Here is an 18390-nt window from a genome sequence, read left to right as displayed (position 1 = left end):
ACAACTCCTGTTCGCCGTCAGGCCCTTGTGAACACGAGCACGGCGTTCTGGCCGCCGAACCCGAAGGAGTTGCTCACCGCGACCTCGACCGGCAGTTCGCGGCCCGCCTTGGCCACCACGTCCAGGTCGACCTCGGGATCGAGGCTCTCCAGGTTCGCGGTGGGCGGGACGAAGCCGTTCTCGATCGTGAGCACCGTGGCCACCGCCTCGATCGCGCCCGCCGCGCCGAGTGCGTGACCGACCACCCCCTTGGTGGAGGTTACCGCCGGGTGCTGTCCGACGACACGGCGGATCATGCGTGCCTCGGACACGTCGTTGAGCGGTGTGGAGGTGCCGTGCGCGTTGACGTGGGTGACGTCTGCGCCGGTGACGTGGGCGTCCGACAGGGCGCCGCGGACGGCGAGTTCGGCCCCGGCGCCCCGCGGGTCGGGGGCCGTGGCGTGGTGGGCGTCGGCCGAGGCTCCGTACCCGCTGACCATGGCCCGGATCCGGGCGCCGCGCGCCTTGGCGTGCTCGGCGCGTTCGAGGACGAGGACGGCGGCGCCCTCGGCGGGTACGAAACCGTCGCGGTCGGCGTCGAAGGGGCGGGAGGCCCTGGTCTGGTCGTCACGGCGTCGGGACAGGGCGCCCATCTGGCTGAAACCGGAGACGATCGACGGGACGAGGGGAGCCTCGGTGCCGCCGGTCACGACGATGTCGCACTGGCCGCCGCGGAGCAGTTCGCGTGCCATGCCGATCGCGGTGGTCCCGGAGGCGCAGGCGGTGGCGGTCACGAAGTTGGGGCCGTGCGCCCCGCATTCCATCGCCACATAGCCGGCGGACATGTTGATGGACAGCATCGGGATCAGCAGCGGCGAGACCTTGAGGGGGCCCTCGTCGCGCAGGACGTTGTGCTGCTTCTCCCAGGCCGCGGCGCCGCCGATGCCGTTTCCGAGGACGACGCCGACCCGGGTGCCGTCCCAGGTGGCCGGGTCGAGTCCGGCGTCCGCGAGGGCTTCCGCGGCGGCGGCGATCGCGAACTGGTTGCATCGGTCGAGCCGCCAGGCCTTGCGCCGGCCGACCGCCTTCGCCGCGTCGAAGCCGGGCACCGCGCAGCCGAAGTCGGCGGGGGTGCCGTCGAGGGCCGGGACCGGTCCCGCGGCGGTGCCCTCCCCGTCACGGATGCGCTTCCAGGACGCGGGGACGCCGATGCCCGCGCAGCTCACCATCCCGACTCCGGTGACGGCGGCGTCGAAGCGGGGGGTTGTTGCCATCAGACGGCCACGCCCTTCGCCTCTATGACCTCCGCAGCGCGGGAGATGGTGTCCTGCGAGCTGATGTCCTCGTCGCCCACCGGCACCCCGAACTCTTCCTGTGCGGCCAGGGAGAGTTCCACCATGGCCAGCGAGTCCAGTTCCAGGTCGTTGAAGGTCTGTTCGGGGCTGATCTCGTCGGCCTCCAGACCGAAGCCGGCCTGGAGCAGCTTGACCATGCGGTTGTAGACGTCGCTCATGGCTGAATCTCCTGTATGTCGTGGTGAGTTGGAGGCTGATCGCGGGTTCGGTGTGGCGATCGTCGGTACGGGGTGTCCATCGGGTGGTGATCGCCGGCGGTCAGGCCGGCTGGATGTCCGGCCAGGTCAAGGTGCAGGCGCCCCAGGTGAGGCCGCCGCCGAAGGCCGTCAGCAGGACGCGCCGGCCGGCGCTCAGCGCTCCGGAGCGGTCCGCGTCGCCGAGGGCGAGCGGGATGGACGCGGCGGCGGTGTTGCCGACGCGGTCGATGTTGACGAAGCACTCCGTGCGGTCGACGCCGATCCGGTCGGCGACGGCGTACAGGATGCGCAGGTTGGCCTGGTGGGCGACGACGAGATCCGGCCGCCCGCCGGGCCAGCCGGTGCGGGCCAGCACCCGGCGCGAGGACTCGGTCATCCGCTCGACGGCGTTGCGGAAGACCGCCTTGCCGTTCATCCGGAAGTACGGGTCCGCCGCGTCCCCGGCCGTCGGGTGCGGGTGCCGTGATCCGCCGGTGCGTACGGTGATCAGGTCGCTGCCGGTTCCGTCGCTGCCCAGGTCGAAGGGGCCGAGCGCGCCCGGCTCGTCCGGTTGCCCGGCGCGCAGCACCACCGCTCCGGCGCCGTCGCCGAAGATGGCGCGGCCGGACCGGTCCGCGGGGTCGAGGATGCGGGAGAAGGTCTCGGCGCCGATCACCAGGACGCGTTCGGCGGTGCCGGCCGCGATGAGTCCCGCGCCGGTGGCCAGGCCGTAGAGGAAGCCGGTGCAGACGGCCGCCACGTCGAAGGCGGGGACCGTGCCGAGGCCGAGCCGGGTCGCGACCAGTGGGGCGGTCGCCGGGCAGGGGTGGTCCGGGGTGGTCGTCGCCACGATGACGGCGTCCACCGCCGAACCTCCTTCCCCAGCGGCCGACTTGAGGGCCCGGCCGCCCGCCTCGGCCGCGAGGTCGCTGGTGGCGGTCGAGGCGTCGGCGATGTGCCGCTGCCCGATGCCGGTACGGCTGCGGATCCAGGTGTCGGAGGTGTCGACGAGCTTCGACAGTTCCTCGTTGGTCAGCGCGTACGGGGGGACACAGGTGCCGAGCCCGCACACGACGGCCGACCGGCCGGCGCCCGTGCCGTTCATGAGACCCCGCTCTCCAGCCGGGCCACCTCGTCGCTGACCTCGTCCAGGTAGTCGGCGACCTCGGAGTAGGACTCGATGACCGACACCTCCACGTAGGGCAGTCCGCTGCGCAGGCAGAACTCCTTGACGATGGGCTGGGCCTTGCGCAGGTTGGTGCGGGGCATCGACGGGAACAGATGGTGCTCGATCTGGTAGTTGAGGCCGCCGTAGAAGAAGTCGCCGAACCGGCTGGGCTTGAGGTTGCGGGAGGTGACCACCTGCCGGGTCAGCCAGTCCAGTTCCTCCTTCTCGCCGTCGCGGACGGGCATGCCCTTGTGGTTGGGCGCGAACATCAGGCCCATGTAGAAGCCGAACACGGCCTGGTGGACGACGAGGAACGCGATCGCCTTGCCGGGCGGCAGGACGTAGAAGAGCGCGGCCACGTAGAGCACCAAGTGCAGGGTGATGACGGTGAGTTCGGACTTCTTGTACTTGGTGAGGGCGCCCCGGCTCGCGGCCACGTAGCCCGACATGTGCAGGCGCAGGCCTTCGAGGGTGATCAGGACGAAGAACATCCAGGACTGGTGGCGGACCACGAAGCGCTGGAAGCGTGTGGTGCGCTTGACCCGGTCCTTGGCGTCGAAGATGACCTGCCGGCGCAGGATGTCGGGGTCCATCGAGAGGTGGTTGGGGAAGTTGTGGTGGGCGGTGTGGTGCTTGACCCACCAGCCGAAGCTGACGCCGGTGAGCAGGTTCCCGTGCACATAGCCGATGATGTTGCTGGCCTTGCGGGTCCGGACGATCTGCCGGTGGCCGGCGTCGTGGCCGACCAGGTCGGTCTGGCCGAACATCAGGCCGAGGAAGACGGCGACGGCCAACTGCCACCAGGTGTCGCCGAGCAGCGCGAAGGCCGTCCAGCCGGCCGCCAGGAGAACGAAGTTGAACGCGATCTTGTAGACGTACCAGCTCGGCCGGGTGTCCATCAGACCGGCTTCCCTGACGAGCCGGGTGATCTCCTCCAGGGTGCCGGAGCCGTCCGCGTCCCGTACTCCCCTCTCGTTGACGGTGGTCATATCGCTTCCTCCAGGCCCATGTAGACGAGCCGCTTCCGCTGCATCGACTCGGCCCACGCGTGGGCGGTCTCGACCCGCTCCTCGACGGTGGTGTCGGCCAGGCGGCGGCCCGGCCAGATCTCGTAGTCGCCCGCGAGGTCGCGGTGCGCGTCCAGGCCCTGCTGGAAAAGGGTCTCGCGGCGCAGGGTCATCTCCGTGGCGGGCAGGTTCTCCCACAACTTGCGGCCACGGGTGATTAGTTCGAGGATGCGTTCCTTGTCCTCGGGGTGGGCGAGCAGATGTTCGCGGGCGACCGAGCTGCCCACCGTGAGGTGGCGGATCTCGTCGATGCCCGCGCCGCGCTCGACGTCGGCGGCGGCGGGGTCGAAGACGCGCCACTTCAGCTCGGAGAGCTGGGCGGCGGGCGCGAGCACCCCTTCGACGAGGATCGTCAGGACGACCACCCCGCCGATGAAGTCCCGCTGGTCGCGCAGGACTTCGAGGCCGAGGTTCTCCAGTGGCACGAGCACGGCGTCGCGGTCGGCGGCGGCGAGCCTGTCGATGGTGGTGAACAGGTCGGCCTCGGCGACGCCGAGGCTCAGCAGATGGCTGCGGAAGACCATCGAGTGCCGGGCCTCGTCCATGAGCTGGGTGGTGTAGAACTCCATGGTGGCCGTGTCGGGGGCGAGGGCCACCATGTAGCCGAGGGCGCGGGTCGCCTTGTCCTCGGCGATGGAACGGAACGCCAGCTCCTGGGTCAGGGCCTCGTTCAGCGGGCCGGGGCGCCGGGTCACCTCGTGCGGGCGTACGTCCTCGTCGTGGCCGAGGACCTTGCCGCGCAGGGTGCCCTGCGGCACGGCGCGCAGCCAGTACTTCAAGTCGCAGTCGGCGGCGGTGAGTTCGAGGGTGTTGGCGCCGTCGACCAGGGACGGCGCGTGGTCCCAGTCGGCTTCCGGCGGAACGGTGGCGGCGGGGGCCGTCCCCGTGCGGGCGTCGGTCATGGTCAGCTCCGGATCGTGTCGTCGGACGGGTCGGCGGCCTGGGCGGCCGGCCCGGGGGCGGAGGGGGCGGGCAGCCGGTGCAGCGTTCCGGCGAAGGTCAGCAGCGGGGTCTCGGCGGTGCCGAGGCGGGCGTCCGTGACCAGGCCGAGGACCAGTTCGTGGTCACCGGCCGGCACGGTGCGTGTCACCCGGCACTGGAGCCAGCCGACGGCGCCGCCGAGCAGCGGGACCCCGTCGGCGGTGTGTCCCGCCCAGACGCCTCGGCCGGGCCTGGTGAGCCCCTCACCCCGGTCGGAGCGGGCGAAGTGCCGTGCCAGCGGGTCCTGTTGGCCGCCCAGGATGTTGACGGCGAAGGTGCCGGCCGCGAGCAGGGCGGCGAGGCCCTGGCTGTCCTGGCGCAGCGCGACCGAGACCATCGGCGGCTTCATCGAGGCGAGGGTCAGGGTGCTGACGGTGACACCGTGGGTGGACTCGTCCCGGCCGCAGGTCAGGACGGTCACCCCGGTGGCGAGTGTGCGGGTGGTGGCGCGGACGGAGGCGGTGCGGCTGCCGGCCGGCCAGTGCGCGGCGGCGGTCCGCGCGGTCGCTGCCGATGCGCCGGTCGGTGCGCCGGTCGGTGCCGTGTCGAGGGACGTCGTGCTCGGGGAGGTCATGGTGTCGGCCTCGCGTCGAGCTGTTCGATGATGCGGGTGTGGTCGGCGGTGGAGGCGGTGAACTCGGACCGGAAGCGCTGGAAGGCCGGGCTGGCCACCGGTTCGAAGTCCAGTCCGAAGGGCTTGAGGAAGTTGCCGAACAGGGCCCGGTCGCCGAAGAGATGGATGGGCAGGACGAGCAGCGCCCACTCCGCGCCGAAGAGCCAGATCCAGCCGAGCGCGACGATCGTCTGGGTGGCCAGGCTGTGCATCGTGTTGTAGAGGACGTAGTAGACCTTGGAGATCGCCTTGTCCTCGCTGCGGTGGTAGGCGATCGCGCCCGGGATGTAGCCGATGAGGTCGATGTAGAGGAACAGGGCCACGGCCGGCAGCCAGCGCACCTCGGTGAGGTGGGCGAAGAAGAAGCCGACGGCGACGGCGAGGCCCACCGCGTACTCGGCGCGGATCAGCCGGTAGGTGACGGGGGTGTCGAAGGTGTTCTTGGCGTCCATCAGACGGCTCCCGCGGGGATCGCGGTGGGGGTGTCGTCGCCGGTGGGGGCGTCGTCGCCGGTGGGGCCGCCGTCGCCGGTCCGGGCCCCCGCGGCGCGTTCGCGGGCCAGCTCGACGGCCCGTACGAGTGCCTCGTCGCCCTCGACCTCGGCCCGGGCGAACAGGCTGGTGACGACCAGGCCGATCGTCTCGCGGAACACCCGCTCGGCGACCGGGTCGAGGATGCCGGCGAGGCTCGGGATGCCGAAGTCGAACTCGGTGTGGAAGTCGATCAGGCTGTCCTCGCCGTCGGGGCGCACCCGCCAGGTGCCCGAGAACTCGGCGAAGTCCCCGTCGGTCTGGGTGAAGGCGATGGTCAGGGCGGCGCGGTCGAAGGTGTCGGTCTCGCTCCAGCGCAGGATGCCGTTGCGGAAGTACACCTCCCAGTCGCTGTGTTCCTCGGCGGCCTCGCCGGGCGCCGCGGGCTCAGGCTGACGCACCGTCACAGAGCGTACGACGGAGGAGAGTCGGGGGTAGACGGCGAAGTCCTTCACGCGGTCGAACGCATCGGTGGGTGCGACGGCGACGGCGCGGATCGTGACCTGTGCGCTGCGCATGGTCAGGCACCTCCTGAGGTGGGTGTGTAGCGGGCGGCCTGCGCGCGGCAGGCCCGGTCCATCGCCTCGTAGAGGAACTCCAGGTCCGTGCGGTCGAGCACGGCGGGCGGAGTGAGGCGCAGGACCAGATGGGAGTTGAGCGAGTGGTTGGCGATGACGCCGTGCTGGATCAGCTCGATGAGCAGGTCCCCGGCCGGGCCGGGTTCGGCGAACTCGACGCCGAGCATCAGTCCGCGTCCGCGCACCTCGCGGACCACGTCGCCGAAGTAGCCGGTGACGATGGAGCGCAGTTCGGTGAGGATCTCCGCGCCGAGGGTCCGTGAGCGGGTGACGAGGTCGTCGTCCTTGATCGCCTCGATGGCGCCGCGCGCGGCGGCCATGGCGAGCGGCGCCCCGGAGAAGGTGGAGGTGTGCAGGTAGGGGTCCTGGTCGAAGGCCTTGAACGCGGCCGGTGTGGCCACGACCGCCGACACGGGGACGACGCCGCCGCTGAGCCCCTTGCCGACCAGCAGCAGGTCGGGCACCACGCCCTCGGTGTCCGCGCCCCACCAGGTGCCGAGCCGTCCGAGGCCCGTCTGGATCTCGTCCAGTACCAGTAGGGCGCCGAACTCGCGGCAGAGCGCGGCGACTTGGGTGAGGTAGCCGGGCGGCGGGATGACCACGCCGGCCTCGCCCTGCACCGGTTCCACGAACACGCAGGCCTCGCCCGGGATGCGCGCGAGCACGTTCCGCAGGGCTTCGGCGTCGCCGTAGGGCACGTGGGTGGTGTCGGGCAGCAGCGGCCGGAAGGGGTCCTGGAAGAGGCTCTTCCCGGTCAGGGTCAGGGCACCCATCGTCTTGCCGTGGTAGCCGCCGTCGGTGGCGACGAGCCGCCTTCTGCCGAGGGTGCGGGCCAGTTTGATGGCCGTCTCGACGGCCTCGGCGCCGGAGCCCGCGAAGTGGACCCGGCTCAGCCCTTCCGGGACGACGGAGACCAGGGCGTCGGCGGCGAGCGCGGCCTGCGGCTCCAGGAAGATACGGGTGGCGATGGGGTGGGTGTGCAGTTGTTCGGACACCCGGCGGATGACGGCGGGGTGCCGGGCTCCGGTCAGGAAGACGCCGTAGCCACCGCAGTTGAGGAAGGTGCGGCCGTCGCTGGTGGTGACGTGGGCGCCCTCGGAGGCGACCTCGATGTGGCCGCCGAACATCTCGCCGAGGGTGGCGCGGCCCTTGCTGAGCCGGCCGCGGTAGAGCCGCCCGAGTTCATGGCGGTCGGGGAGGACCTCGGGTGCGACAGGAGTGATCGTCATCGTGTCTCCTCAGGCCAGCCGGAGCGGCTTGCCCGCCACGTGTTCGAGGAACGGGTCCTGGAAGCTCGCGCGGGAGGGCGGGTGGAAGGTCAGCCCGTGCGAGACGGCCGCGAGGTAGGCGACGTCGGAGGAGGCGATGAAGGCCATCCCGCCCAGCAGTTCCACGGCCCGGTTCACCGTCTCGCCGAGGGCGTCCTGTACGGCGTAGCGGGCCACCAGGGTCTTCGCGAGGGCGTCGTTGCCGCGTTCGCCGTCCATCACCATCCGGCCGGTGCCTTCGAGCAGCAGGTTCGCGGTCTCCAGCTTCGCGATCAGGTGCGCCCGGTCCGACGCGCCGCCGCGCCCGGACCGGTACAGCCGCTCCACCAGGGCGGAGACCATGCCCAAGTAGGCGGCGGAGATGAGCAGTTCGAACCAGATGAAGCCGACCGTCTGGAGTTCGTCCAGCTCGCCGGCCTCCCCGAGTTCGGTCCGCATGATCAGTTGCTCGTCGACGAACACGTCCGTCAGACGGACCTCGTCGCTCTCCGCGCCCGCCAGCGCCCAGCTCTGCCAGAACGGGTGGCTGGTGATGCCGTCGGTGCCGCGCGGCACCAGCAGCACCGCCATCTCGGAGCCGCCGTCGGGCGTGGGCAGCGCCACGCTCGCCGTCAGCAGGTCCATGGACCGCGAGAGGCTGCACGGCTTCTTCGAGCCGTTGATGACGAACCCGCCCTCGGCCCGCTCCGCCCGCATGGTCGGCGCGAGGATGCCCTGCGCGGGCCTGCCCTCGGCGAACCCGGAGGCCACCAGGAGGTTCTGCTCGGCGATGCCTTCGAGCAGCGCCCACTCCATGCCGCTGCTCTTGATGGAGTCGGCCAGGGTGAACAGGGTGGCGACGGAGAAGTGGTGCATCGTCGTGGCGACGGCCAGGGAGGGCGAGACGGCGCCGATGGCCCGTACGACGGCGAGTGCCTGGAGGGGGTCCGCGCCGGCGCCCTGGTACTCCTTCGGGATCACCAGGCCCGGGCCCTTGGCGGCGCGGAAGTGGCTGAGGCCGGGGCTCTCCGGCTTCTCCAGGTCGGCGAGCGGGATGTCGTCGAGGTTCTTGAGCAGACCGGGCAGATGGCTCTCGCAGATCTCCCGAGCCGCGTCCAGGGAACGCATGGGCTTCCTCAAGGTCGGTGGTGCCGGAGTACTCGGTGGTGCCGGAGCACGGGGAACACGGAGGGGGGCGGCGGGTGCGGGGGCACGGCCGCTACGCGGCCGGCGCCGGCCGGGGTCACCGGGGCCGGCCGCCGCCGAAGACGGACTCGCGCGGGCGGAGCCCCTGTGCGGTGACGCTGACTCCCTGGATGTGCGAGGTGCGCAGCACGGGGTAGTTGGCCTCGCCGAACACGCCGCCGGTCAGGCCGGTGCCGCCGTGGGTGGGCAGATAGGGCAGGAAGCCGATGTGCGAGTCGTTCACCTTGAGCAGTCCGCCCTTGGTGACCCGTGAAGTGAACCGGTCGATCACCGAACGGTCGTCCGCCCACAGGGAGTTGCGCAGCCCGTAGTCGTTGGTGTTGACCCAGTCGATGAACTTCTCCAGCAGTTCGTCGTCGTCGCCGTCGGTGTGTTCGGCGACGACCACGGGGAGCAGCGGGAAGAAGGTCTCGTGCGCCACCGCCCGGACGTCGCGGGCCCCTTCGAGGCCGCGCACCAGGACGACGGTGGGTTCGAGGAAGATGCCCGAGGAGTCCCGGGTGCCGTCGAGCTGCATGGCGTGGCCGCCGCAGACCAGTTCGGCGCCGGAGTCGAGGGCGTCCTTGAGGCAGGAGAAGAACTTCTCGTTCCTGAGCACCGGAGTGAGCAGCACGCCCTCGTCGCCGGCGTGTCCCGGCTTCACCAGGGCGCTCTGGCGGGCGAGTTCGGCGGTGAGCGGGGCGGCGACGTCGGGGTGGACGAGCACCTGGTTGGGGATCATGCAGAGCTGTCCGGAGCCGTAGAAGCTCTCGGTGAGCGCCTCGGCGGCGAGCCGGACGTCGGCGTCCTTCCAGACCACCACCACGTCGTTGCCGGCGAGTTCGAGGATGGGCTTCTTGCCGGCGGCGACACAGCGTTCCTGGAAGCGGATGCCGTTCTCGCTGCTGCCGAAGTACATGATGTCGTCGACGTGCGGGCTGCGCAGCCAGGCGTTCAGCATCGGCGCCGGGTCGCCGCACACCACGCCGAGGGTGCCGGGCGGCGCCCCGATCTCCTCCAGCGCGGGCACGACCACTTCGTGCAGGACGTACATCACGCCGAGCGGTGCGCTGCGCGGGGCGCGGACGACCAGGGCGTTGCCCGCGAAGAGCGCGGTCACGCCGAGGAGGGCGCTCGAAAGCGGCGCGTTCTGGGGCGGGTTGAGGCAGACGACCCCGTCGGGCTGCCGGCGTACGGAGATCTCGCGGGCCCCGTGCCGGAACTCCTGGAGCATCTGGGCGCGGTAGAAGCCGAGCGACTCGGGGCCGAAGCACTCCAGCATGCCGGAGACCTGCCAGCGGGCGAGCGCGAGTGGATGGCCCTCCTTGACGAGGATGTCGGTGATCTCCCCGGCCCGCTCGGCCAGCCGGTCGTGCAGCAGGGTGCCGAGCTGTTCGAGGCGGACGTCCAGGGGCACCGCGGACCATTCGCGGGCGGCCCGGGCGGCTGCCTGGAGCGCGTAGTCGACGGTCTCGCGGTCCGCCTTCGCGACCCGGCCGACGATGGTGGGCGGCAGTTCGTGGCCGGCCGGTCCGCCGTGCCATTGGCCGCGCTCCAGTTTCCGCTTCAGGGTCAAATTCGTGAACGCGTCGTCGAGGAGCGCCGCCGCGTTCAGAACGTAGACCCATTCCGTACTCGGAATGTTCTTGCCGTCGACGTAGGAGAGATACGTCGACGCTCCAGGAGCGAGGACGACATCCTCCTGGGTGAGCGGCGCACCCCCCGCCCATTCCGTGCCGTTCACGCGGTCCCCGCTTTCCTCGTGCGCTTCGAGCGGTCGGATCATTTTTCTTCCGGCTGCGCTCAGCAATCTTCCAGGGGGCGCTGAGAGGGCCCTGAGACGGGGCTGAGACGGCCGTTTCAGGGGCATCGAAGCCGGTGGCCGGAGAATCGGTGCGGAAGCGAATGTGAATGAAAGTCAGCGCACGGCCGGGCGACAGGGGAACGAGATGTCAACGACTGAGGAATCGGTAGCCTTTGATGCCGTTGCGCTATCACTACGGAAGCACGCCGACAACGCGAGTGCTTTCCTGGCGTTGAACAGCGGGAACGAATACTTCTTCGCCCCCGGTACGGAGGGTGTCGTCGCCTACCGCACGGCGGGCCGTTATCTCGTCCAGTTCGGCGGGGTGTTCGGTCCCGAAGGCGAACAGGAGAAGCTGCTGAACGCCTTCCTGCGCTTCGCGCGGGACAATCGGCGGAGGGTCTGCGCGATCCAGCTCCAGCGCTCGGACGCGGAGCTGTACGCCCGCTGCGGATTCACCGTGAACCAGGTGGGCTCCTCGTTCTCCTCGCATCTGCCCGCGTTCACGCTCAAGGGCTCGAAGTTCATGAAGCTGCGCAACAAGATCTCCCGCGCGAAGCGCAGCGGCCTGCGGGTGGACGAGGTGGCGTACGAGGACGTGGCGGGCGAGATCGAGGCGCTCGACCGGCGCTGGCTGCGCGGCAAGGGCAGGCATGTCAAGGAGATCGAGTTCCTGGTCGGCCAGTGCGGCGGACCCGCGCAGCGTGAGCGCCGGCTGTTCGTCGGCCGTATGGAGGGCGCCGTCGTCGCGTACATCTCCTACTCCCCCGCCTACGGCTCCCGTCCGGGCTGGCTGCACGACCTCAGCCGCCGGGACAACGAGGTGCCACCGGGGGTGATGGAGGCGGTGAACGCCCACGCCATCGACACCTTCCGGGCCGAGGGCGCCGAGTGGCTGCACTTCGGCTTCACCCCGTTCACCCGCCTCGACCCGGGTGCCGAGGTCTCTGCCGCGAGCCCGGTGACGGGGAAGTTCATGCGGTTCCTCGCCGACCACGGGGAGAAGGTCTACCCCTCGGCCAGCCAGCTCGCGTACAAGGAGAAGTGGGGCCCGCAGCTCGTGCTTCCCGAGTATCTGGCGTTCCACGGGCGGGCCCGGTTCGGGGCGATCTGGCAGATCCTGCGCGTGACGAAGTCGATCTGAGCCCGGTCGGCGGCCCGTTGACATGGGCGCGGGAGCGTCCGGGCCCGGGAGCACCCGAGCCGCTGGAGCGGCCGGCGCCCGCGGCCCGGTGCCGGGCCGGGGGCAGGGCGGGGGCGCGGTCGTGACGCCGGGCGCGGCGCTCCGGGCGCGGCGGTCGCCTGGTTGGGTGCTATCGGGTGTGGAGGGGTTCCTGCCGGAGGATCTCCTGGAACCTGGCGCGGAGGGCGTGTCCCGGCTCCAGGCCGAGTCCCTCGGAGAGCCGCTGGCGGGTGCGGTGGTAGGCGTCGAGCGCCTCGGCCTGCCGCCCGGTGCTGTAGAGCGCGGTGATGAGCTGCTCGCAGAAGCGCTCGCGCAGCGGGTACTGGGCGTGCAGCTGCTCCAGTTCGGTGACCACGCTGCGATGCCTGCCCAGCGCGAACTGGGCGTCGAAGAGCTGCTCGTAGGCCGTGAGCCGAGTCTCGGTGAAGCGGGTGGAGGCCATCCGGCAGAGCATGCCGTGGCCGGCGTCGAGCAGGGCGGGGCCGCGCCACAGCGCGAGTCCTTCGGTGAGCAGCCGGACCGCGCCGCCGGGGTCGGTCTCCTGGAGGAGCGCCGCCCTGCGGACGAGGTCGCAGAAGTGCAGGGCGTCCACCTGACGGTCGGGCAGCGCGAGGACGTAGCCGAAGTTCGAGGTTCCGATCAGGCCCCGCTGGCAGCCCATGCCGGTGCGGTCCGCGATAATGCGCCGTAATCGGGCCATGTGGCCGTGCAGTGAATTCTCGGCGTGCCGCGGGGGATTCTCTCCCCAGAGTTCGTCGATGAGGTCATTGCGTGACACGGGACGATTCGGGGTGAGGGCGAGGGCGGCGACGATGGCGCGCAGCTTTTCCCCCGGAATCTTCAGCGATATATGCTCGTCGGCCATCTCCAACGAGCCCAGCAGACGGATCTCCATTGCCACTCCCACGTCTGATCACTCAGGGCTGACACACCACGGTGACGGCACGGCACGGCCCCGTCACCGGCAAGGAACGCAGGGGAAAACCGGCGCCGTCCCAGCGGCACCGAAAGAGCGAACGTCCGGTCACACGGACCCCGGGGATCTTCAGACGGGGTTCGAGCGGGCGGGAATCGACGCGATGGAGGAAAGGGACCGACATCGATCATCGCGGACGGCCTCGACGGGCACGCGGATCAATGGCCTTCGCCCTGCACCTTGAACACTTTCAGCGCCACTGTACGTGGTAGCGACTTCCCCCGTAGCAACCATGGCTCGAACATTAATTCTCGCTTCGGGGACGGTCAACACGTTTGGTACGCATCGGCGGACCACCCAAACCGGCCCACCGACGGATTGGCCAATTCCACTAAAGGCAAAGGAGTCGCAAAGACCGCTGGCGGGCATGAGCACGCCACATTCGAACCTTCTATCGAGAGCGGCCGGCCACCGAGGGGCGCGTGACGCGCGTCACGTCAGGCCGAGGAGGCGTCGGTTCAACCCTGAACAAGACCGCGTCTAGGAGCGCGGCACGCGGACCGCGAGCCGGCGGGGTGACCGGAAGCCGCGACCGGCCGGCCCGGCGGAGTCCAGGACCCAGCCCGTCGACCGGGCGGGCAGCGCCGCGCGCAGCAGCGCGGCAAGCAACTCGCCCGCTTCCAGGGCGGCGAGATGGCGTCCGAGGCAGGTGTGGGGACCGGTTCCCATGGCCATGCTCGGCAGCGGGTCGCGCCGGGGGTCGAAGCGCTCGGGGTGGTTCCAGCGGGTCTCGTCGCGGTTGGCCGACGCGAGGTTGACGCAGACCAATTCGCCGCGTCGCAGCGGCCGGCCGGCGAGCACCGTGTCGGCGGTGCAGCGGCGCAGCACCCAGGTCAGGGGGCACTCCCAGCGCCAGCACTCCTGGAAGACGGCGGTGGCGGCGAGCGGGTCGGCGCGCAACAGCTCCTCGACGGCGGGCTCGGTGAGCGCCGCGTAGGTCAGGGACGCCAGGGAACGGAACGGCGGTTCGGTGCCGGTGGACAGCAAGAGCCTTATGGCGGGCACCAGTTGGGCTCCGGTGCCGAGCCGCGGGTCCGCCGCGCCCAGCAGCGCGTCCACCAGGCCGCCCCGGGCCCAGGCCGCGCGGGAGGTGAGCAACTCCCCCACAGCGGCGGCGATCCGGCCGTCGGAGTCGTCCAGCAGCCCGACCGCCCAGGTGTACAGGGTGCCGATACGCGTGCCGGGAGGAAAGCCCAGCATCCGGGCGATGGTGGTCAGGGCCACCGGGAAGGCCACCTCGCCGGCCAGGTCGCCTCCGCCGCGTGCGGCGACCCGGCCGAGGTCTGCCTCCGTCTCCGAGCGGACCGTGTCACGGAGGCCGAGGACCGCCTGCCGGCTGAACCCGCCGTGCAGCGCGCTCCGCCAGATCCGGTGCTCCTGGTGGTCCATCTGGAGGAAGGACCGGCCGATCACCCGGCCCATGCTGTCGTCGTAGGCGGACGAGGAATAGGTGTCCTCGTCCCGCAGGACCGTCTCCGCCCCGGCGAACGAGACGACGTGCCAGACGGGGGTGCCCGCTTCCTCGGGAACGTCCACGCCGGCCATGACGGCCTCCAGTGTCGACCGGTGCACGGCGCCTTCCCGGCGCAGCTCCGCGAACTCGGCGTGCGGATCGCCCGTCGCCGCGTCCGTCGCGTCGCCGTCGAAGGAACACACCAGCGCGTACGCCGCCGCGATGTCCTCCCGGACGGTGTCCGGGCCGGCGTCCAGGAGCGCGGACACCACGGTCATGACACCTCCCGGTCCGGGTCACCGCCGCCGGACCGCGCACCGCCCGGGCCCCGTACGGGCCTGCCGCCGGGGTCCCGAACGGGCCTCCCGCCGGGGTCCCGTACGGGCGTCCCGTCCGAGTCCCCTACGGGCGTCCCGTCCCGGTCCCGTACGGGCTCGCCGTCCACGTCCCTCACGAAGGTGCGCAGGCCGGTCTCGGCGGGGAAGCGGAGGCGGTTGCCCACGGTCGGGCCGGAGTCCTGCCGGGGCCGGCGTTCCTCGAAGCCGAGGGAGGTCAGGAACGCGATCCCCGGGGCCCAGTCCCGTGGGCATGTGGCGGTCACGCGGCGCATGCCCTGCGCCGCGGCCTGCCCGAGCAGGTGCCGCGCGGCCCGGGTGCCCAGCCCGGCGCGCCGTGCCGCCGGGGCGAGGAGGAAGAGGCCGACCGACAGGGTGGGGGCGTCGGGGTGGGCGGCCACCGCGTCGACCACCCCCACCACGGTCTCCTTCTCGCACAGCACCAGCAGGTGCTTCTGCGTGAAGTCCGCGCCCTCGGGCAGGGCGTAGTACAGGCTCTGCACGTCCGCCGGGAGGGCCGCCGAGCCGGTGGCCGCGAGGAAGTAGTCGTCACAGGCCTCGAACACGCGGGCCACGCCCGTCTCGTCCTCGGGCAGCAGCGGGCGCGCCGTCAGCGGCGGCTCGTCGGAGATCCGGAACTGTTCCACCACGCTCTACACCGCCTGTTCCTGAGGGAGGCTCCTCGGTCGTGGCCGCGCGAGGCCGGCCGGTTCGCGATACAGGAAGCCGTAGCGGACCAGGGCGTCGGTGACGGCGTCTTCCGGTGTCCGCGGCGCGGTCCGCTCGCCGGAGCGCAGTCGTCGCCAGGTGTCGGCGGCGGTTCCCCGGAGCCGGATCGTCACCCCGGTGATGGGGTTGGACAGGTGCTGGTTCCCCTGGCGGTCGCTGTCCAGCCCGATGCCCAGTTCGGTGCGGAGCACGGCCTCCGGCCCCTTGGCCTGCCGCCGTGAGGGCACCAGGAATCCGTGCCGGAGCAGCAGCGCGGCAGTGGCGTCGGGTTCGGAGCCGAGGTAGTGGCAGTGGCGGTCGGCGAGCAGGCGCCGCAGCTCGTCCGGTGTCAGGCCGTCCAGTTCCCGCCAGGCGCTCTCGCCGCCGGTCCAGTTGAGCTGGAGGAACCTGTCGGCGGCCGGGTTGTACAGCGCCATCGCCGGATCGGTGTCCGTCTCCGTCGCGGGCCAGGGCACGCGGGTGAACGTCACTCCGGGGGCGAAGGAGAGCCGGGCGCCGGGCGCCGGCGGGGGCCAGTCGAAGAGCGGGACGGGCGGGGCCTCGGGCAACGGGGCCTGGACGGCGGCCCGGAGGAAGGTGAACTCCTCGATCTCCCGCGCCATGGGATCACGCGCCGCGCGGAACCAGACGGTGGTGTCGGCGGCGGACCCGGCCGCGTCCTCGGCGACCGTGCGGGTGTCCTCCTGCGAAAGTCCCCTCTCGGTACGGTAGTTGCGGCTGAGACTGAGATCGTCGCCGGCGTCGGGCGGCTCGATCCGGACGCCGAACTCCTCGGGCCGGGTGCCGACGGGAGAGTGCACGTCGAGGACGAAGGGCGAGCCGCCCCAGGTGGTGTGCGCGACGCCGTAGCGCTCGATGGACAGGCGCCGGACGGCCTCCGCGAACTCGACGGTGTGCGCGGCCTCTTCGCGGGTCTCGCCGGGGAATCCGTGGATGACGAAGAGGTGGATCGGGACACCGGCGCCCAGCATCGCGGTGATGTTCCGGTGGCCGTCCTCGATGCGGGTGCCCTTGCGCATGAGGTCCAGGACGCGCTGACTGGTCGACTCCAGGCCGAAGTTCATCCTGCGGCACCCCGAGTCGTAGAGGAGCCGGGCGAGTTGATCGTCCAGCGCGCCGGCGAAGCGGGTCTCGCCGTACCAGAACACGTCGGCGGAGCCTTTCACGAGGGCGTCGCCGACGTTGCGCAGCGTCCGGGGGCTCATGATCTCGTCGACGAACATGAAGTAGGGGGAGTCGTGTTCGGCCCGCAGCAGGCCCACCTCCTCGGCGACGGCCTCGGCGGGGCGCTGCCGGAAGGAGTTGCTCGCGAAGGGGATCGAGCAGAAAGCGCAGTCCCAGGGGCAACTGCGCGAGGCGAAGACGGGCAGGATCGGCCCCGGGGCAAGGTACTTGTCCAGCGGAAGGGCGTCGTAGGCGGGCTTCGCCGCGGCCGAGATGTCGGCGCTCCGGCGCGGTGTGCGCAGCAGGACGCCGCCGCCGTCCCAGACGGCCCCCGGAATGCCCTCCCGGAAGTCGGCGCCCTGTTCGGTGCCGGCGCCGAGACCGTCGATGACGGCGGCGAGTGCGCCCTCGCCCTCTCCGGTCACCACGGTGTCGACATAGTCGAAGAGGGCGTGCGGGTGCTGCCAGCGGTCCACCAGCCGTGTCGCGTAATTGCCGCCGAGGACCACATGGACGTCGGGGCGGACCTCCCGCAGCATGCCGAGGAAGGTGACGGCGGCGATCAGCTGGGTGTCGGCGGACATGCTCAGGCCGACGACGCCGACCTCGGGGTCGAGGAACAGCTCGCGGTCGAGCATCCGGTCGAAGGCCCAGCGGTAGGGGTTGCCGTCGGGGTCGCCGCTCGCCGCGAGGACCTGGACCGTCGACTCGGCCGAGTAGGCGCAGGTGTTGGCCACCAGGTCGAAGTCGCAGTGCGGGAACGCGCCCGAGATCAGCCAGAGCGCGTCACGCAGCGTGCGGCGCGCGGTGTGGAACGCGGCCGGGTCGTGCAGGGTGTCCGGGGACCGCAGACGCGCCTTCGCCTCGGCGACGCCCCGGATCGCGGACGCGGCGACGAGCAGCGCCCGGCTGCGCGCCCACTCGTCCTCCAGGTCCACCGCCGACCGCGCGGCGGCCTTCTCCCGCAGTTCCTCAAGGGCGGCGGGCGAGAGCAGCCAGTCGACGCACTCGATGCTCAGGTCGTAGGCCGTCGCCTCGTGGCCGCGGGCCCGGAGGTCGCCCAGGAGCAGGGGGACCGCGAGGTGCGGGGCGTACGCGTTCCACAGCGGCGGGTTCACCAGAACGGTCTTCGTGCCCATTGCCTTCCTCATCGGTGCTCGCTCGGTCCTCGATCAGGGCTCGCCCGGTCCTCGACCGGTACTTGACGGTCCTCGACCGGTACTTGACGGTCCAGGACCGGTACTTGACGGTCCAGGACCGATGCTTGCGGGTGGTCGACCGGTGCTTGACGGTGTCGACCGGTCCCCGGTCGAGGCGGCTCGGTGCTCGTGTTGGGACCGGCACCCGGACGGCCGTCCGGGTGCCGGTCGTGGCGACGCGAAGCCGTACCGCGTCACTTCCGGTCGTCCGCCTCCGTCTCGGGCGCGGCCTCGGACGTGTCCGGGCGCTTGGCCTTCATCGACGGCAGCAGCGCGTACTGCGCGCCGGTGCGTACTTCCGGCTGCACCACCTCGACGGCGGGTCCTTCACCGGTCGCGCCGGCCGCCGCCATGAGGTGCTCCAGGTCCGTCTTCTTCTTCATCACTTCACCTCCCTCCCGCGAAGCGCGCGAGTGGTTCACGCGGTGGTGACCAGCTCCCCGTCGAGGAGTTGGGCCATCGCCGACTCGAACGCCTCCTGGAGTTCCGGTTCGCCGATCCTGCCTTTGTTGAGTTCCTTGAACGAGGCGAAGATCTGTGAGCCGGACGATCCGTCGCACAGCTCCACGACCACCCAGGCCACCGGGTTGAGGTAGTGGATGGCGGGCTTGCGCGGGGTGTAGGCGAGCATGCAGTTCCACTCCGGGATGGGGCGGAACCTCGCGTGG

At 71.2% G+C, this 18390-nt stretch carries 18 protein-coding genes; 1 reads left to right on the top strand and 17 read right to left on the bottom strand.

The features are described from left to right. Positions 1-17: 17 nt before the first annotated feature. From AB0912_RS16905 to AB0912_RS16855, 11 genes are all read right to left on the bottom strand, one after another. The gene (locus AB0912_RS16905) at positions 18-1253 is read right to left on the bottom strand and encodes a beta-ketoacyl-[acyl-carrier-protein] synthase family protein (RefSeq protein WP_366700267.1); all 1236 of its coding nucleotides are present in this window, start codon (positions 1251-1253) and stop codon (positions 18-20) included. Next, a complete protein-coding gene (locus AB0912_RS16900; RefSeq protein ID WP_366700265.1) occupies positions 1253-1492 on the bottom strand; it encodes a phosphopantetheine-binding protein in 240 nt (79 codons plus the stop codon). Before AB0912_RS16900 ends, AB0912_RS16905 begins: the two co-directional genes overlap by 1 nt. 100 nt (positions 1493-1592) lie before the next feature. After that, complete coding sequence (locus AB0912_RS16895) at positions 1593-2615, bottom strand: beta-ketoacyl-ACP synthase III (protein ID WP_366700263.1); 1023 nt, start codon at positions 2613-2615, stop codon at positions 1593-1595. Further along, positions 2612-3667, bottom strand: a complete 1056-nt coding sequence (locus tag AB0912_RS16890) for an acyl-CoA desaturase (RefSeq protein WP_366700262.1) — start codon at positions 3665-3667, stop codon at positions 2612-2614. The genes AB0912_RS16895 and AB0912_RS16890 overlap by 4 nt, the downstream gene beginning before the upstream one ends. Continuing rightward, on the bottom strand, positions 3664-4647 hold the full coding sequence (locus AB0912_RS16885; RefSeq protein WP_366700260.1) for a VlmB-like protein: 984 nt from the start codon (positions 4645-4647) through the stop codon (positions 3664-3666). The genes AB0912_RS16890 and AB0912_RS16885 overlap by 4 nt, the downstream gene beginning before the upstream one ends. Positions 4648-4649: 2 nt before the next feature. Further along, on the bottom strand, positions 4650-5300 hold the full coding sequence (locus AB0912_RS16880) for a flavin reductase family protein (protein ID WP_366700258.1): 651 nt from the start codon (positions 5298-5300) through the stop codon (positions 4650-4652). Further along, entirely contained in the window at positions 5297-5791 is a 495-nt protein-coding gene (locus AB0912_RS16875; RefSeq protein WP_366700256.1) for a hypothetical protein, read from the bottom strand. Before AB0912_RS16875 ends, AB0912_RS16880 begins: the two co-directional genes overlap by 4 nt. Further along, the gene (locus tag AB0912_RS16870) at positions 5791-6387 is read right to left on the bottom strand and encodes an SRPBCC family protein (RefSeq protein WP_366700254.1); all 597 of its coding nucleotides are present in this window, start codon (positions 6385-6387) and stop codon (positions 5791-5793) included. Before AB0912_RS16870 ends, AB0912_RS16875 begins: the two co-directional genes overlap by 1 nt. Before the next feature lie 2 nt (positions 6388-6389). Continuing rightward, complete coding sequence (locus tag AB0912_RS16865) at positions 6390-7676, bottom strand: aminotransferase class III-fold pyridoxal phosphate-dependent enzyme (protein ID WP_366700252.1); 1287 nt, start codon at positions 7674-7676, stop codon at positions 6390-6392. 9 nt (positions 7677-7685) lie between these two features. Then, positions 7686-8822 (bottom strand): acyl-CoA dehydrogenase family protein, encoded by a 1137-nt coding sequence (locus tag AB0912_RS16860; protein WP_366700250.1) that lies wholly within the window; start codon positions 8820-8822, stop codon positions 7686-7688. 115 nt (positions 8823-8937) lie between these two features. After that, positions 8938-10494 (bottom strand): aldehyde dehydrogenase family protein, encoded by a 1557-nt coding sequence (locus AB0912_RS16855; RefSeq protein WP_366700352.1) that lies wholly within the window; start codon positions 10492-10494, stop codon positions 8938-8940. Between the two features lie 334 nt (positions 10495-10828). On the opposite strand from AB0912_RS16855, the gene AB0912_RS16850 reads away from it, so the two are divergent. Then, positions 10829-11827, top strand: a complete 999-nt coding sequence (locus tag AB0912_RS16850; RefSeq protein WP_366700248.1) for a DUF2156 domain-containing protein — start codon at positions 10829-10831, stop codon at positions 11825-11827. Positions 11828-11996: 169 nt separating this feature from the next. Here the strand turns inward: AB0912_RS16850 and AB0912_RS16845 are convergent, their stop codons facing one another. From AB0912_RS16845 to AB0912_RS16820, 6 genes are all read right to left on the bottom strand, one after another. Further along, the gene (locus tag AB0912_RS16845) at positions 11997-12761 is read right to left on the bottom strand and encodes an AfsR/SARP family transcriptional regulator (RefSeq protein WP_366700246.1); all 765 of its coding nucleotides are present in this window, start codon (positions 12759-12761) and stop codon (positions 11997-11999) included. Positions 12762-13322: 561 nt separating this feature from the next. Next, positions 13323-14573 carry a cytochrome P450 gene (locus AB0912_RS16840; RefSeq protein ID WP_366700244.1) on the bottom strand — a complete coding sequence of 417 codons (1251 nt, stop codon included), beginning with the start codon at positions 14571-14573 and terminating at the stop codon, positions 13323-13325. Further along, positions 14570-15280: a GNAT family N-acetyltransferase gene (locus tag AB0912_RS16835; protein ID WP_366700242.1), complete on the bottom strand. Its 711-nt coding sequence runs from the start codon at positions 15278-15280 to the stop codon at positions 14570-14572. Before AB0912_RS16835 ends, AB0912_RS16840 begins: the two co-directional genes overlap by 4 nt. 3 nt (positions 15281-15283) lie before the next feature. Next, a complete protein-coding gene (locus AB0912_RS16830; RefSeq protein ID WP_366700240.1) occupies positions 15284-17662 on the bottom strand; it encodes a radical SAM protein in 2379 nt (792 codons plus the stop codon). A 254-nt stretch (positions 17663-17916) separates the two neighbouring features. Then, positions 17917-18105 carry a hypothetical protein gene (locus AB0912_RS16825; RefSeq protein ID WP_366700238.1) on the bottom strand — a complete coding sequence of 63 codons (189 nt, stop codon included), beginning with the start codon at positions 18103-18105 and terminating at the stop codon, positions 17917-17919. Positions 18106-18140: 35 nt separating this feature from the next. Continuing rightward, entirely contained in the window at positions 18141-18353 is a 213-nt protein-coding gene (locus AB0912_RS16820; RefSeq protein WP_366700236.1) for a hypothetical protein, read from the bottom strand. Between the last annotated feature and the right edge of the window lie 37 nt (positions 18354-18390).

This window comes from Streptomyces sp. NPDC007084 (assembly GCF_040703595.1).
In the GTDB taxonomy this organism is placed as follows: Bacteria; Actinomycetota; Actinomycetes; order Streptomycetales; family Streptomycetaceae; genus Streptomyces.
This window is presented reverse-complemented; position numbering and strand designations above follow the sequence as displayed.